This window comes from Nitratireductor sp. GISD-1A_MAKvit, assembly GCF_040819555.1.
Classification (GTDB): Bacteria; Pseudomonadota; Alphaproteobacteria; order Rhizobiales; family Rhizobiaceae; genus Nitratireductor.
On record NZ_CP161920.1, the window covers coordinates 1,380,932 to 1,394,040 of the forward strand.

13 protein-coding genes and 1 pseudogene are annotated in these 13,109 nt (G+C 59.6%); all 14 read right to left on the bottom strand.

What is annotated here, in order from left to right; all coding sequences use genetic code 11:
* Window positions 1-62 precede the first annotated feature (62 nt).
* The gene (locus AB2N04_RS07890; RefSeq protein ID WP_367718150.1) at window positions 63-617 is read right to left on the bottom strand and encodes a transglycosylase SLT domain-containing protein; all 555 of its coding nucleotides are present in this window, start codon (window positions 615-617) and stop codon (window positions 63-65) included.
* Complete coding sequence (locus tag AB2N04_RS07895; RefSeq protein WP_367718152.1) at window positions 589-1,878, bottom strand: flagellar hook-length control protein FliK; 1,290 nt, start codon at window positions 1,876-1,878, stop codon at window positions 589-591. The genes AB2N04_RS07890 and AB2N04_RS07895 overlap by 29 nt, the downstream gene beginning before the upstream one ends.
* The gene (locus tag AB2N04_RS07900) at window positions 1,875-3,131 is read right to left on the bottom strand and encodes a chemotaxis protein (protein WP_367718154.1); all 1,257 of its coding nucleotides are present in this window, start codon (window positions 3,129-3,131) and stop codon (window positions 1,875-1,877) included. The genes AB2N04_RS07895 and AB2N04_RS07900 overlap by 4 nt, the downstream gene beginning before the upstream one ends.
* Entirely contained in the window at window positions 3,128-4,462 is a 1,335-nt protein-coding gene (locus AB2N04_RS07905; protein ID WP_367718156.1) for a MotB family protein, read from the bottom strand. The genes AB2N04_RS07900 and AB2N04_RS07905 overlap by 4 nt, the downstream gene beginning before the upstream one ends.
* Entirely contained in the window at window positions 4,459-5,109 is a 651-nt protein-coding gene (locus AB2N04_RS07910; protein WP_367718157.1) for a hypothetical protein, read from the bottom strand. Before AB2N04_RS07910 ends, AB2N04_RS07905 begins: the two co-directional genes overlap by 4 nt.
* A pseudogene (gene fliF / locus AB2N04_RS07915) lies at window positions 5,109-6,750 on the bottom strand (flagellar basal-body MS-ring/collar protein FliF). Before fliF ends, AB2N04_RS07910 begins: the two are co-directional and overlap by 1 nt.
* A gap of 119 nt (window positions 6,751-6,869) precedes the next feature.
* Entirely contained in the window at window positions 6,870-7,739 is an 870-nt protein-coding gene (locus AB2N04_RS07920) for a flagellin (protein ID WP_367718159.1), read from the bottom strand.
* A 196-nt stretch (window positions 7,740-7,935) separates the two neighbouring features.
* Window positions 7,936-8,805: a flagellin gene (locus AB2N04_RS07925; protein ID WP_367718161.1), complete on the bottom strand. Its 870-nt coding sequence runs from the start codon at window positions 8,803-8,805 to the stop codon at window positions 7,936-7,938.
* Between the two features lie 252 nt (window positions 8,806-9,057).
* Window positions 9,058-9,795 carry a flagellar type III secretion system pore protein FliP gene (gene fliP, locus AB2N04_RS07930; RefSeq protein ID WP_367718163.1) on the bottom strand — a complete coding sequence of 246 codons (738 nt, stop codon included), beginning with the start codon at window positions 9,793-9,795 and terminating at the stop codon, window positions 9,058-9,060.
* Window positions 9,792-10,289, bottom strand: a complete 498-nt coding sequence (gene fliL, locus AB2N04_RS07935; protein ID WP_367718165.1) for a flagellar basal body-associated protein FliL — start codon at window positions 10,287-10,289, stop codon at window positions 9,792-9,794. Before fliL ends, fliP begins: the two co-directional genes overlap by 4 nt.
* 23 nt (window positions 10,290-10,312) lie before the next feature.
* The gene (gene flgH, locus AB2N04_RS07940; protein WP_367718167.1) at window positions 10,313-11,017 is read right to left on the bottom strand and encodes a flagellar basal body L-ring protein FlgH; all 705 of its coding nucleotides are present in this window, start codon (window positions 11,015-11,017) and stop codon (window positions 10,313-10,315) included.
* Complete coding sequence (locus AB2N04_RS07945) at window positions 11,014-11,526, bottom strand: MotE family protein (RefSeq protein ID WP_367718168.1); 513 nt, start codon at window positions 11,524-11,526, stop codon at window positions 11,014-11,016. The genes flgH and AB2N04_RS07945 overlap by 4 nt, the downstream gene beginning before the upstream one ends.
* A gap of 9 nt (window positions 11,527-11,535) precedes the next feature.
* Entirely contained in the window at window positions 11,536-12,633 is a 1,098-nt protein-coding gene (locus AB2N04_RS07950) for a flagellar basal body P-ring protein FlgI (RefSeq protein WP_367718169.1), read from the bottom strand.
* A gap of 2 nt (window positions 12,634-12,635) precedes the next feature.
* The gene (flgA, locus tag AB2N04_RS07955) at window positions 12,636-13,103 is read right to left on the bottom strand and encodes a flagellar basal body P-ring formation chaperone FlgA (RefSeq protein ID WP_367718170.1); all 468 of its coding nucleotides are present in this window, start codon (window positions 13,101-13,103) and stop codon (window positions 12,636-12,638) included.
* Window positions 13,104-13,109: the final 6 nt, after the last annotated feature.

A 13,109-nucleotide genomic window follows, 5' to 3' on the forward strand; every position in this document is an offset into this window, starting at 1 on the left:
AGTCAATATTGGGGAGTCCCGTGGTTCGCCGGAAATTGATGTGCTCTTGATGTCGAATTCAATCAAGAGTTGCAGAACTTTTTCGCTTCGGTGGTCCAGGATCCGAAGCCTGTGGCAACCATGTTTGCGATCACACGGCAGACATAGCGCTTCTGAGCGGGGTCGTTGTCAGGCCCGGCGTGGTAGCGTGCCACAGCCATGGACCACGACCCGTGCCGCTTCTTGAGTCGTACAAGAAAACGTGCGGCGTAATCAACGTTCCGGCGAGGGTCGAGCATGGAGCTCAAATTCGGGAATTGATCGCGATGGTAGTGATGATTGATCTGCATGCAGCCAAGATCGATCAGTTTCTTGCCCTGTGCGCGCGCCTCTTCGAAGCTGCGCAGAGCTTCACCAGCGCTGCGGGCGAAGACGGCCTTGCCTTCGATGTTCAGTGCATAGGGCTGAAGACTCCCCTTCACACCGGTCTCGGTGAGGCCGACTGCGTACAAAATACCGGCGGGGACCTGATAGCGGTCTGCAGCACGGAGAATTTCGCTCTCGCAAGCGTTTGTCGCTGCATGGGCGCCCGTGGTGAGGGCGATGAGGCTAAATATAAATGCCGCTTTGCGCCACATCACCGCTTTCCTGTGCCGCTTTGCCGTTGCGCCCTGACTGTTCGCGGCTGGATTTTTCATTGCCCCTGTCGTGTGACCGACTGCCCTCGCTTTGTCCTTCGTGAAGCGACTGGAAACCGCCGTCGCGGCTGTTGCCGCCCGACGCGGTATTGCTTTGTGCACCGTGAGACGATTGCTGCACGGTGACACGATCGATGTCGTAGCCGAGTGAACGTAGCGCCTTGACGATGGAATCGCTGTCACTGCCCAGTCGGTGCCGGGCCTCGGCATTCTCCACCTGAAGGTCGACGGTCAACTGGTCGGCAACAATGCGAAGCCGGGCCGTGACCATGCCCAGTTCGGCTGGGTGCAACTGAATTTTCAGCGTCTGCACCATGCGACCTGCTTCGCCCTGCTGCGGGATGTTCAGGGCGGAAGCCTCGCCAGATGTCATGCGTGGGGTGGCCAATGGCTGCTCGCTTGCCGGTGAAGGTGTGGGGGCGCGCTGGATTGAAATCACGCGGATCTCGGGTTGCTGCTGTGGCTGCGCCTGCTGTTGTTGCTGGGAATTCTCGCGCAGCAGCCCGTCGGTTCCTATGCGCTGCACCGCCTCTGCTCCTGTCGACCGGACAGGCTGTGTCGCCTTCGAGTCAGTCCCGGACTGCGGGGGGCGTTCGCCGGCAACACCTTGCTCTTTGCCCTGGGGTGCCGGTTGCTGGAGGACAGGGCGATCAGATGCAACGCGCGCGCCAGTCTGCCGGTCCGCTGCCGGGGGGATTGTCGAATGAGGAGACTGCGCGTTTTCATGACGGGGCGATACGGATGCTTCGTCGCCCGTTGGCACAGCGTCCCCTGCCGTGCTGTTGGGTTGCAGTGTCGCAGCTCGACCGGAGATGGGGGCGAGGCTATCTGCGTCGCCATCGGAAGCAGGCGTGTTTGCGGCGGCAGGATCAAGGAGTTCCGCTCCCTCTACGGGAGCGATGGCTTCTTCCTCGATTTTCAGATCGGGCCGTGCTTCCGCGCTCGCAGAAGGCAGTTCTTCTGAACCGACTTCGTGCAATTCCGATTGTGCATTCAGCCTTTGCGGCAGTGTCCATCGAAAAAGATAAGAGCCCGGCTCTCGGGTCTTTTCGGCGTTCGTCTGCTCATGCGGGTTGTTTTCATCACCGCGCAATGCCTCCTGAAATCCGGCTGCGTCGGTTGGGCTGTCGGCCTGCTTCCGAGAATTGCTCTCAAGTGGGTTCGCAGTCGCTGGCATCCCGCGACCGATAGCGGGGTTCATTGGACATTTTCCTTCTCAAGCAACGCGTCGATATCCCTTAGCTTGCTGCGCATTTCCTGCAGATAAGAGTCCGCCGCGTCATCAGGGAATGAAAGACCGGGTGTGGCCTGCGGAATTTCTGAATTCGAAACCTGATCCGCGGCCGTGCTTTCTGCCGGCTCGGGGAGCGCGGGATCGGGTATGCCTGCATCGTCTTCCAGCCGGGGTTCTGGGAGCGCCGCCGTATGCCGGGGTTCATCGAGAACAGCTTCAGCAACCGCTCTGGCGGCATCGAGCAGTTCCCGGTCTGCATCGGAAAGGCGATTGCGATCGATCCCCTTGAGCGCCTGAAGCACGTCATCGACATTGTCAGAGCTGACCGACGCCATGCTTGCATAGAGCACTGCGCGCGGGTCTTCTTCCTTGCCAAACGACATCGCCTTTTGCGAGGCGAACGCTATAAGTCGATCATAGCCTTCAATAGCGCTTTTTCGGGCAAGGCGGAGGTAGACGATGCGTGCCTGTTCATCCGACATCTGAGCCGTGACTTCGTCGACCATGGACAGATCCACGGTGTCGTGCAGTTCCACCACGGCGGCAACGAAAGTGTCGACGAACTGGGTGGCGTAGGGTGAGCTGAGAAAGCGTCGAACATATTGCTCCGCTGCGCGCGTGAGCCTTTGCGTGTCTTTCATGGTGGCAGCCAGTGGAATGCTCCGGCGCAGGGCTGCTTCTTCGATCAGGGTTCCCGGGCTCAAAAGCCGGGCTTCATCGAGCATTCTCGTGGCAAAATACGGATTTTCCCGGGCGGTCACCGTAGCGGTGACGAGGGCGACGGGAGCCCCGACTTCCGGCGGAAGCGATTTGGGATCGATCTCCCGAAGAATCGCTCGCGCACCATTATAGTCCCCAAACGTATAGCTTATGATGGCCTCACCCAGCCTTGTTTGCGTCTCGTCGAGCTGCAGCCGGGAAAAAAGGACCTGCAATGTTCTGGGATTGCCGCCGCTCAAACCGTAGATGAGCAGGGCCTGAAGATTTCGCGGATCGGAAAAGTCCTCGGGCTGCGCCTTCACGATGCGCCCATCGATGATGCTCAGGAGCTTTTGCTGCATCGGCAGCGCCGCGTGATCGCCATTTGCGATCTGATCCTGCAACCGCTGCAGGGAACGGACCATCTGGTAGGGTTGCATTGGGGCGGCGCAGACGGGGCCCCCGGTGCCGAGAAACATGCCGGCGAGAAGGACACTGGCAAGCTTCAGCGCTGCTTTCATTGCGGCACTTCCAGAAAGATTTCGATGCGACGGTTCGCGCTGGCGTAAGGGTCTTCCGGCACTTTGAGCTTGCGGTCTGCAAAGCCGGCAACCTGTTCGATGCGCATTTCATTAAGGCCCCCGCGCACCAGCATGTAATAGGCGGCCTGGGCGCGCGCGGTGGAAAGACGCCAGTTGTCATAGGTGTCGCTGCGGAAGGGGCGCCCATCGGTATGACCGCGCACGCTCACATTTCCTGGCTGCTCGGCAAGCGTCTGCCCGATCTTGTCCATGGCAAGAACGAGTTCACGTTGCGGCACCGCCGATCCCACCGGAAACATTCCGTCTTCCAGATCGTCGGAAATGGAAACGAGGACGCCGTCATTCGTTCCCACCACCGCGATGGAACTTTCCAGCGGTGTGCCTTCAAACCTTGCTTCGAGCTTCTCCCTGATCTCTTCAGCCAGCTGCTGACTGCGCTCTTCGCGCAACTGCTCAGGTGAGGGAGGGGGTGTGCCGTCCTGCGGATCCGTGTCCGTTACTTCAGCGGCGGCGGTTTTGTTTGGCAGCGGCTCGGGCTCTTCGATGGGAGCAAGGGGCTCGGCATCGGCAATTGGCTCCAGAGCGATGGCTCGGCCTTCACTTTCGCCGGCCGCTTCCCGGGAAACCATGGGGGGCGTGTGAGACCCATTGGAGGAGACATCAACATCGCTGCCGGCCGGGTTGTCGCGCGCGTCGTCCGGATCGCCCTGCACACCGATCTGCGGACGGGCAACCTGCTGCGACCAGAAATCGGGAGCAAATGGATCGCGGTAGGACTCTCCACCCGAGGCCCCCGAGGAAGGGCCGGCATCCCGCGCCCCGCCTTCGCCCCTGCTGGAAATGTTTTGCATCGTATCGGTATCGGCAGCGATTTCTGCCAGAACCGCATAGGGATCTGAAAACAGGTTTTCATCGGAATGCTTCTGCAGGTCGGACTGCCCGACCGCGCTTTCGAAGCTCATGGGGCCGGATGTCTGATCCTGATTTTGTGAAGGTGCGCCGGGAGCGTCGACCTCGACATCATCCGGTGCCGTGTCGACAGGGTCGCCCTCCACGTCTTCCAGCCCCTTGCTGCTTGTGTTCCTGTCAATGAGCTTGACCGGATTGAAGTAGCTGGCAAGTGCGGTTTTGGTGTCTTCGTCCGTGGCGTTGATCAGCCACATAACCAGGAAAAAGCACATCATTGCGGTCATGAAATCCGCAAAAGCGATCTTCCATGCACCGCCGTGATGGCCCTCGTCCTCGTCGCCACCGCCCCGGCGGACGATGATGATCTCCGGCGCGCGTTCTTCGCTTTCGGCCACACTCATGAGATCAACCCTGCCAATGTATCCGACCACTCCGTCAGACGTGTTTCGAAGAGTTCCTCGCCAATTGAAATGCTGAGATCGAAGCTGTCGGTTTCGGCAAAGTCGACCTGGTTGGCGCGTTCTCCGAGCCCCGTTTTCAACGCGTCCCACAACGCCGGGGAACCACTGACACGGATGCGTAAGGATTCTCGATCTTCGAGGGCGGCGTGCAGCACGCGCTCAAGCTCTGCGATAGAACGCTTTTGCAGATCGCTTGTCAGAACGGTGCCCAGCATTCTGGCCGTGGCTCGAGTTGCGAGGTCCACCACCTGTGTTTCCAGCTCGGCAAATCGGTTGTTGATGGTCTGGCCTGCCGCTTCAGCAAGCTGGGCGCGCACAGATGCCAGTTCTTCCTGGTGGCGCTGCCGCTCCTGTTCCAGTTCATGAGCGTGCTGCTGTGCGAGCCGGTCGGCAATGGCAGCTTCCGCTGCAGCTATCCTGTCGTCAGCCTGTGTCTGGAGCTGAGGAACGATATCAGGCTCCGGAGGCGTGGCACCGGTGTCTGCGAGCGGATCGAACCGTTGCGCAGGCTGTTCGTGCTCCGGTACCCTCGGCAGGGGACTGCCGAAGTCCGGCAAAACGTCGAGTAGCGAGAGTGCAGGAGGCATCAGCCAGCCTCCGCCTCGGCGCTTGCCCACTTACGCAAAATCTGTGCGGTGCGCTCTTCGTTTAGGTCCACCATGCGTGCCAGCCGCTCCTGCGGAGCAGGACGAATCTTGAGGCGGTGAGTTCCGTAGGTTTCGTCTTCTTCGAATTCCGGATCTTCATGTGCGCCATTCATGAGCTGTGCCTGCTCTTCACCGAGGTTCGGCAGGGAACGCTGCGCATCGCCGTCTGTGGCATCCTGGGCGATCATCGGACGCATCAGGCTGGTGCCCAGTGGCTTGAGGCCAAACCATGTGACAAGGAAGGCGACGAGGATGAATGCGGCCGCATTGATGAGGGTTCCGGTGTGTTGACCTATCGCATCGAAGATGCCGGGCTCAGGCATCGGCGTTCCATCAAGTCCGTCAATGAATTCAACTGCAGACACATTGATGATGTCGCCACGTGTGTCGTTGAACCCGGTGGCAGAAGCGACCACTGTCTGGATTTCCGCCACACGCTCGTTCACCTGATCCGGCGTCGCATTCGGTCCGAGAATCTCCATGATGCGGGCCTGGTTCACCACGACGGCGATAGAGATTTTTTCGACACTGTACCCATTGCTGGTGGTTGCTATGCGCTTCGTGTTGAGTTCGTAGTTGGTGGTTTCTTCCCGCCGTTCGCTTTCTTCGGAAGATTTCGGGCCGGCAGTTGCTCCGGTGTCGTCCTCGGGGAGGTTCTGTGCCACGGAAGTGGGTTGGATTGCGGTCTCGCGGTTGGCGCTGTCGCTGGAGCGGACCACTTGGACGGAGCGTTCCACACGAGAGTCAGGATCGTAGATGACTTCCTCGATCTGGCGTGCGTCGGTGTTGACATCGGCCTTCACGCTTGCACGGAAATTGTCCGGTCCGAGATAGGGAGACAGAGCGCGGCGAATGTTCTGTTCGATCTGGTTCTCGACGGTCCGCTCCACACTGATGGACCTCTGTGCCGTGCTGTTTGCCGGGTCGTCGCCTGCAACAAGAAGCGTTCCGGTTGAATCGAGAATGGTCACTTTTTCCGGGTCCAGACCCGGGACCGCGGCAGCAACCAGGTATCGGATGGAAGAGGCGGCATTCGTGGCATCCAGGGTTGATGCACGGATCACGACCGAAGCGGATGGCTGGCGTTCCTCCGTTCGGAAGGACCCGCGTTCTTGCATGACGATGTGAACCCGCGCTGCCTTGATGCCCGCCAGCGACTGGATGGTCCGGGCGATTTCGCCTTCAAGCGCACGAACGCGCGTGACCTGCTGCATGAAGGTGGTCAGCCCGAGGGAGCCGACATTGTCAAACAGCTCATACCCCGCGTTGGTGCTGCTGGGCAGCCCTTTTTCTGCCAGGAGCATGCGGGGCCTGTGCGGTTTTGCCGGCGGGCACAAGAACCGCAGTTCCATCCGAAATCACGTCGAAGCCGATACCTGCTTCTCCAAGTACCAGTCCGATCTGGTTTACATCCGAACGTTCGAGCCCGACATACAGTGTTTCATAGGCGGGCCGGTTGAGATAGGCGGCGCCCGCCACGATGACGGCCATGACCAGCGCGAGCGTTCCGCCCAGGAGCGCGAGGCGACGGGCCCCGAGGCTTTTCAGGTTATCAAAAACGGTCTGAATCTGCTCAGGCAACGCCCACTGCTCCCATACGAATTCTGAGAGGGAGACTAGAGCTTGAAGCTTGTGCGAAAATGAAATGGAGCCCGGTCAGGGCTCCATAGGCAGAAATGCGGGACCAGCGGGGAAGACGCTTACTGGAACAGCGCCAGTATGCTCTGCGCGTTCTGGTTGGCGATGGTAAGAGCCTGAATGCCGAGTTGCTGCTGGACCTGCAGGGCCTGCAACCGCGTCGATTCCTCGTTCATGTCTGCATCGACGAGCTGACCAACACCGCGCTCGATCGAATCCATGAGGTTGGACACGAAGTCTTTCTGCAAATCGAGGCGGGTTTTTGCAGCGCCGAGATCTGCGGCTGCATTGGACATGCTGGAGAGAGCTGTCTCCACATCTGTCAGATAACCGTCGATATCCGCATCGGTGCCATTGGTGACGATGTCGATGAGCATGATGTCGTCGGCCAGACCGCCGGGAAGGCCACCTGCGGCGAACAGTTTCACACTGGCGATGTCGATCTGGATTGTTCCGACCGAGACCGTGCCGCCGGCGGAACGGTTGTATGAAGAGACAACCTCCATATTGCCGGTATCGTCCGTTGCCAGAACATTGGTGCCTGCATAGCTTGCGCCGGTGGCTGCGCTCTTGATGTGGTCAAGCAGGATGCTGATCTCGGCCTGGATCTTGCCCTGGTTTTCGGCACTTGCGCCGCGTGCTGTTACCAGTTTGGACTTGATGGAATCGACCGCTTCCAAAACATTGTTCATAGCGGTGTAGGAGGTATCGATCTTGCCGGCGCCGAGACCGAGTGCGTCCTGTACTGCGGATAATGCCTTGTTGTCGGAGCGCATGGTGGTGGCGATGGACCAGTAGGCCGCATTGTCACTGGCTTCGGCGACCCGGTATCCGGTTGAGATCCGCCCCTGAACCACGTCCATGGACTTGTTTGTCGCTTTCAGGCTCTGCAGTGCCACCATTGCAGATGTGTTGGTCATGATGCTGGCCACGTGATCACCCCTTTGTTCAGCCGCCCGGCGACGTCACGCGTTGGTGCCGGGTATGGTTAACAATAGGTAGACGCACATGGTTAACAGGAAATTAATGTTCATTAACTGATATGGGCAGGAATAAAAAACGGGCCGCTCGAGGGGAGCGGCCCGTTCTCAATTAGGGTTTCGGCGCCGAAACGCCAGAACCAGTCTCTTAGCGGAACAGCGACAGAATGTTCTGCGAGTTGGAGTTGGCGATCGACAGAGCCTGAACGCCCAGCTGCTGCTGAACCTGCAGGGCCGAAAGACGGGCCGACTCTTCATTCATGTCTGCATCGACCAGCTGGCCAACACCGCGCTCGATGGCGTCGGAAAGCTTGCCAACGAAGTCTTTCTGAAGGTCGACGCGGGACTTTGCAGCACCAAGCTCGGCTGCCTGGTCGGCGAGGGCAGCAAGAGCCGTCTCGACGGTACCAAGTGCAGTGTCGATGGCGGTGTCTGCAACCTGGCCGCTCGAAGCGTCGAACAGTGCCGTTGCCACAACGTCTTTTGCAGTGCCGTTTGCCGCGGTGGCATCAAGCACCAGAACGTCGGCGCCTGTCAGCGTGATCTCGTCGATGGAGACCGTCGTGCCGGCACGGTTGTAGGAAGCGACGATGTTCACATCGGCGTTGTCCTGGATGATGTTGGAGCCGGCATAGTTGGAGTTGCTGACAACCGACGTGATGTGAGCCTGGAGCGCATTGATTTCGCCCTGGATCTTCTGCTGGTCTTCCTGCGAAGCACCGCGTGCCGTGACAAGCTTCTGCTTGATCTTGTCGACGGTGTCGATGACTTCGTTGATACCCGTGTAGGCCGTGTCGACCTTGCCGGCGCCGAGACCCAGAGCATCCTGAACGCTGGACAGGGCCTTGTTATCGGACTTCATCGAAGTCGCGATGGACCAGTAAGCTGCGTTGTCGGAAGCTTCGCCCACGCGCAGGCCCGTCGAGATGCGGGACTGGGTGGTAGCCATGTTCTTGGAGATGGTGTTGAGGGTCTGCAGCGCCGTCATTGCCGACGCGTTGGTCATAAGACTTGCCATGGGATAAACGCCCCTGAAATACAAATACACACGAGGGACATACCGGGCTTACCGGTATGACGGGAGCGGCATCATGCCCTTGATCCAGTTGGAAGATCTGCCCGCCATGCTTGAAGGCATTTATCGCGGGTAAATCCTACCAAATGGATAATGGAAGCGATGAAATCGAGCTGCGCCGATTAATTTTCCACATGCGTGAACGCGGCGCGGTGAAATGCGTCTATCGGCATCGAACCTGCGTGTCCGCGGAGGTCAAACGAACGAGCGGACAAGACTGCCGACGAGCAGGTTCCAGCCATCGATCAACACGAAAAACAGGATCTTGAAGGGCAGGGATACCACGGTCGGTGGAAGCATCATCATGCCCATGGACATGGTGATCGTGGCCACGATCAGATCAATGACAAGGAAGGGCAGGACGATGAGAAAGCCGATTTCGAAGCCACGCCTGATTTCCGAAATCATGAAGGCGGGAACGAGCACGCGCAGATCGGCAGTTTCAACGGTGACATCTATGTCGATGTTGCCACGTTCGGCTGCGAGATCTGCAAACAGGGCGAAGTCCCGTTCGCGCACATTGTTGACCATGAAGCCGCGAAAGGGTTCGGCGATGCGCTGTACGGCATCCTGCTCGCTGATCTCGTTGTTCATCAGCGGGCGAATGCCATCGGCCCAGGCACGGTCGAAAGTCGGGGCCATGACATAAAATGTCATGAACAGGGACAGGCTTATCAGAATGAGATTTGCCGGTGTGGTCGGCAATCCCATGCCGGCCCGCAGGATTGAAAACGCGATCACGAAGCGGGTGAAGCTCGTCACCATGATCAAGATGCCTGGCGCCACCGACAGAACCGTCAAGAGGCCGAAGATCTGGATAATGGTTCCGATGGTCGAACCATCCGCGCCGGTCAATGCACCGAGATCGAGGGTCTGGGCTGCCGCCGCCGATGGCAGGAGGCTGGCCACAAAGGCAAGGGTAAGACGTCTCATTCGAACAACAGAGCCCTGAACAGGATCTGCTTCACCGCGCCTTCGCTGCGAATGCTGGCGCGCTCTTCAAGATCGGAACGGAGATGCTGAAAGCCGCTTGCCGTTTCCACCTGGCGCAGTTTGACTGTGCGCAGATAGGCGAAAAGATCCTGGTGCACGGCTTCGGCGACAAGCGGATCGGGATCTCCTTCAAAGACCAGTGCCATCTCCGCACGGACCCAAACTTCGCTTGGCTCCGCCAGATTGGTTGTGATCGGCTCTATTGGATAAACACCGGTGGGAGCGGTTGGCCCATCTTCGGCTTCTTCACCGCCCTTTGTAGCGGTCTCTGCCGTCGATGTCTCCTCCTTGTCGCTGGCAGTCCGACTTTCCAGATAACTGCCGGCAAACCAGGCGGCGCCGCCTGCAAGCGCCGACATGACGAGAAGAATCGCCAGCTGGACCGCGAGCGAAGGGCCCTTGTTTTCAGTTGGCTGTTGTTCGAGCAGCGCCATGTCTTTTGGAACTCCGAAACGGATTAGAAGGGCAAGACCTGATCAAGGAACTGCTGGCCGTAGGGTGGTTGCTGGACTTCGCTGATCCGCCCACGCCCGCCATACGAAATGCGTGCCTCGGCGATGCGCTCGTAGGAAACCATGTTCTCCGGGTCTATGTCGCTTGGCCGCACAATGCCTTCGATCGTGAGGATCCGGAGCTCAGCATTGACGCGCACTTCCTGTGTGCCACGAATGCGCAGATTGCCATTGGAGAGCACCTGCGTGACAACGGCCGCCACCAGCAGACGAATGTTTTCCGAACGCTCGGTCTGTCCGCCGCCGGTTGTGGAGGTGCCTGAGCCGATCTTGCCTTCGGCAGCGGCCGAAGAGCCAGCGCCACCAATGCCGTAGGATCCGGAAAGGCCGAGACTGCGCGATGCATCGCGCGATCGCTCCGACTCGTTCTTGAAGCGAGCCTTGTCGTTGATCGAAATCTCGACCGTGAGGATGTCGCCGACATTCAGCGCACGTGCATCGGTGAAGAGCCGGCTCTGCTTGTCATCCCACAAGGAATAGCGGGTGAGCGTCGGTGCCGGTCGTTTGGGATAATTGTACGCGGCCATCACCTCCGGGTCGATTGTGGCACCAACCTGGGTCATTGCCGGTTCCTTGCCGATCTGTTTGATCGACTGCGAGCAACCGGCAATAAAAATCAGCGGCAGGAGACACAGGGGCCGGAACGTCATGACGGGTCCTCCGGGCGGGCGGCACTGGCGATGATGGTTGTCAGTGTCGCTGCCGACTTGCTGTTCATTTCATTGAGAATGATGCCGGCCGTGCGGGGCTCAAGCTTCATGAGGATGGCGGCTGCAAGCTCGACGCGGACTTCTGCGAGGCGCTCGGCTGCCGCATCAGGCCGCATTGAGGAATAGATCTCCACAATGCCGCTCTCTGCCTGAGCCAGAAAAATGTTGCGGCGTTTCAACCAGGCTTCGTAGTCAGCGCGTTTTTGCTCAAGAGCGGCGACGCGTTCATCCACTTCTGTCTTGAGCTTCTCAAGCTCCATCGCCTGAAGCGCATAGCGGCGATCACGTGCGGCATCGGCGATATTGGCGCAGAAGCGCTCCACCTCGTCCGGCTTCATGCCTGACGGATTGTCGGCGGCCAGTGCATGGACCGGTGCAGTCTGTGTCGCGAAAACCAGTCCTGCAAAGACGGCTGCGGTGAGTTTTTTCAGTCGGATACTGCAAGACATGTTTTGCACCTATTGCAGCACGAGTTCGGCCTGCAGCGCGCCGGCGGACTTGATGCCCTGAAGGATCGCGATGATGCCATCGGGTTTCACGCCCAGCCGGTTAAGACCGGAGACCAGCGTTTGCAGGTTTGGTCCGTCCAGTAGCGCGACCTTGGCGTCGGGCTGGTCGGCCTCGATTTCGGTAAACGGTTCGACGGCGGTTTCGCCACGCGAGAATGGCTCGGGCTGCACCACCCGAGGGGTTTCGGTGATGCGTACGGTGAGGGCGCCATGACTGATGGCCACGCGGGAAATGCGGACATCATTGCCGATCACCACCGTGCCGGTGCGCTCGTCGACGACGACGCGCGCCGGAGCATCCGACTCGACCATGAGGTTCTCGATCTCGGCATAAAAGCGGGCGTAGGATATGCCCTTGGGGCGGCGAATGCGAATGGTCCTCGCATCCTCTTCCCGTGCAAGCTGGGCGCCAAAGCGCGAACCCGTATAGGTGTTGATCGCGTCTGTTACCCGCACAGCGGTCGAGAAGTCGGCGTTGCGCAGCTGCAGGATCAGTGTGGCGCTGTCGGACATGGAAGCTTCGATCTTGCGCTCGATGATCGCGCCATTCGGCACCCGCCCGGACGTGGGCACGCCCTGGGTTAGTGTCTCCGCCTGCCCCTGGGCAGTGAACCCGGAAACGACAACCGAACCCTGCGCCACCGCATATATTTCACCGTCTGCTGCACGCAGCGGTGTCATGACCAGCGTCCCCCCGGCGAGAGAGGTGGCATCACCGAGTGAAGACACGTTGACGTCGATCCGTGCGCCCGATTGAACAAAGGGTGGAAGATTGGCGGTAACGATGACGGCAGCCACATTCTTTGCTCGGGCGCGTCCTCCCTCGGTCGCGATGCCGAGATTTTCCAGCATGGCACGCATCGATTGCTCGGTGAAGGGGGAGTTGCGCAGGCTGTCGCCGCTGCCCTGAAGGCCGATCACCAGACCGTAGCCGACCAGCTGGTTGTCGCGCGCGGCCTGAAGCATGGCGATGTCCTTGATGCGCGAAGCGGCGCCGGCCGGTAGAGCCAGCACAACGCTCATCAGGATCGTAACCAGAAAACGCATAATCATATGTCACCGACCCGAACGGTACCGTCTGCGAGCACGATACCCATGAAGGTTCGACCGCTTTCGGTATTGCGCAACCGGATCATGTCTCCGGCTGCTCCTGCCTGAAGCGGTACGGCTCGAAGCGAGATGGTCAGCGCGCCCTCGGCGAAGGTCACGGTCACGGGGCTGCCCGTTTCGACCAGATGAGCCTCGCGCACATAGCTGATCGGGATCAGCCGGCCAGGGAGCAGGGTGCGTCGGGCAACCTTGCCATCTATGTCTTCAAGCATGCGAGCGATTGCCGTGTTGCCTCGAGGAGGACGGCGCAGAAGGATTTCATCGAGCGCATCCACGGAGATTGTCTCGCCGGGATAGATGACACGCGTGGACACAACCGCCTGTTCCTGAGCCAAGGCGCTGACCCCGGCCGCCACTATGCTGGCCAGAGCGAGAAAAAGCGCGGGGATCGGGTTGTGCCTTTTCATTTTTGC

Coding starts and splice junctions, on each gene's coding strand:
- AB2N04_RS07905 (WP_367718156.1), bottom strand. CDS start 4,462: ATGAGTGTGGCCGAAAGCGAAGAACGCGCGCCGGAGATCATCATCGTC.
- flgA (WP_367718170.1), bottom strand. CDS start 13,103: ATGAAAAGGCACAACCCGATCCCCGCGCTTTTTCTCGCTCTGGCCAGC.
- AB2N04_RS07900 (WP_367718154.1), bottom strand. CDS start 3,131: ATGAAAGCAGCGCTGAAGCTTGCCAGTGTCCTTCTCGCCGGCATGTTT.
- AB2N04_RS07910 (WP_367718157.1), bottom strand. CDS start 5,109: ATGCCTCCTGCACTCTCGCTACTCGACGTTTTGCCGGACTTCGGCAGT.
- flgH (WP_367718167.1), bottom strand. CDS start 11,017: ATGACGTTCCGGCCCCTGTGTCTCCTGCCGCTGATTTTTATTGCCGGT.
- AB2N04_RS07950 (WP_367718169.1), bottom strand. CDS start 12,633: ATGCGTTTTCTGGTTACGATCCTGATGAGCGTTGTGCTGGCTCTACCG.
- fliP (WP_367718163.1), bottom strand. CDS start 9,795: ATGAGACGTCTTACCCTTGCCTTTGTGGCCAGCCTCCTGCCATCGGCG.
- AB2N04_RS07945 (WP_367718168.1), bottom strand. CDS start 11,526: ATGTCTTGCAGTATCCGACTGAAAAAACTCACCGCAGCCGTCTTTGCA.
- fliL (WP_367718165.1), bottom strand. CDS start 10,289: ATGGCGCTGCTCGAACAACAGCCAACTGAAAACAAGGGCCCTTCGCTC.
- AB2N04_RS07925 (WP_367718161.1), bottom strand. CDS start 8,805: ATGGCAAGTCTTATGACCAACGCGTCGGCAATGACGGCGCTGCAGACC.
- AB2N04_RS07895 (WP_367718152.1), bottom strand. CDS start 1,878: ATGAACCCCGCTATCGGTCGCGGGATGCCAGCGACTGCGAACCCACTT.
- AB2N04_RS07890 (WP_367718150.1), bottom strand. CDS start 617: ATGTGGCGCAAAGCGGCATTTATATTTAGCCTCATCGCCCTCACCACG.